Source organism: Candidatus Magnetaquicoccus inordinatus (genome assembly GCF_004217665.1).
Lineage (GTDB): Bacteria > Pseudomonadota > Magnetococcia > Magnetococcales > Magnetaquicoccaceae > Magnetaquicoccus > Magnetaquicoccus inordinatus.
In genome coordinates this window covers 1-1279 of record NZ_RXIU01000474.1, presented here as the reverse complement: position 1 = coordinate 1279, position 1279 = coordinate 1, and the positions used below count along the sequence as shown (strand labels likewise).

Sequence of the window (1279 nt, the reverse complement as noted above, 5' to 3'; positions counted from 1 at the left end):
TCGGGCCTGGGATTGTGTCGTCGAATCCCTGTCACACCTGCCGCCCATCGCTGCCTCCTCAGCAAAGTAGCAAACATTTGCGGCGCCATACCAAGGCAATAGAAGCGTCACTATTCACCACCCAAAACAACTGCGGCTCCAGGGAGGGAACCTCCCTGGTGGCGTCCAGAGGCAAAGCCTCTGGGGCAGGGCAAGCGCATCTGCCAATTTCCTCACTGTTGCCACAAGCGAAACTGTGCATGTCGGGCGTCCGCCCTCCCAAAGAGTGCCCCTGCGGGGCACAAATCGGTGCGGCGTGCGCGAATGCTTAAGCATTCGCTTTTGTGAAACGCCGCACATTACCAGCATGGCTTTGCCCTGCACCCACCAGGAGGAGATAAGCGCGTCGGCTTAGTGTGAAAAGCGCGCCAAAGGCAAAAGATTAAAAGCAAAATCCCAGGGATTCCATCCCTGGACCCGGCCAGGGAGGTGCCCTCCCTGGACCCGCAGTTGTTTTGGGTAGTGAATAGTTATAGTCAGTAAATATTTTTCATTAGGTTTGCAGAACTTTTCTTGAATGGTTTGTACAGGTTGCAATTCATGTGCGCATGGGAGCGAGAGGGGAGAGACAGATGAGTGGTGCGCTGCCGGAGTGGGTAGAGTGGGATGAACGTTATCTTTGGCACCCTTTTACCCAAGCCAAAACCGCTCCGCGACCGACTGCAATTGTCGCAGCACAAGGAGCGACCTTGCAGGGAGCAGATGGGCAAAACTATTTGGATCTTATCTCCTCCTGGTGGGTCATCACCCATGGTCACGCCCATCCACGCATTGCCCAGGCTATTGCCCAGCAGGCCATGACCCTGGAGCAGGTGGTCTTTGCTGGTTTTACCCATCCACCGGCAGCGCAATTGGCGGCAGCCTTGGTGGCTCATTTGCCAACAGGTTTGCAGCGGGTTTTTTTCTCCGATAATGGTTCGACGGCAGTAGAAGTGGCCTTGAAAATGGCCCGGCAGTATTTTTTTAATCAGGGGAGAAAACGGGAACGCTTTTTGGCATTTTCTGGTGGCTATCACGGGGATACTGTCGGTGCCATGTCTGTTGGTGGCTCCAGTGGTTTTTTTGAACCGTTTCGTTCTATGCTGTTTCCTGTGGATTGGATGCCCTTTCCAGCAACCTGGGAAGAGGATGAGCAGGTTGAGCAGAAAGAGCGAGAGGCGTTGCAAATTCTTGATCGCTATCTGGCCCAGCATGGTCAGGAGTGTGCCGCCTGCTTGATGGAACCCTTGGTACAGGGGGC

At 54.5% G+C, this 1279-nt stretch carries 1 protein-coding gene; it reads left to right on the top strand.

The features are described 5' to 3' along the window. Positions 1-611: 611 nt before the first annotated feature. Positions 612-1279, top strand: a 668-nt coding sequence (locus EJP87_RS16635) for an aminotransferase class III-fold pyridoxal phosphate-dependent enzyme (protein WP_130472951.1), incomplete at its 3' end; no start/stop codon positions are given.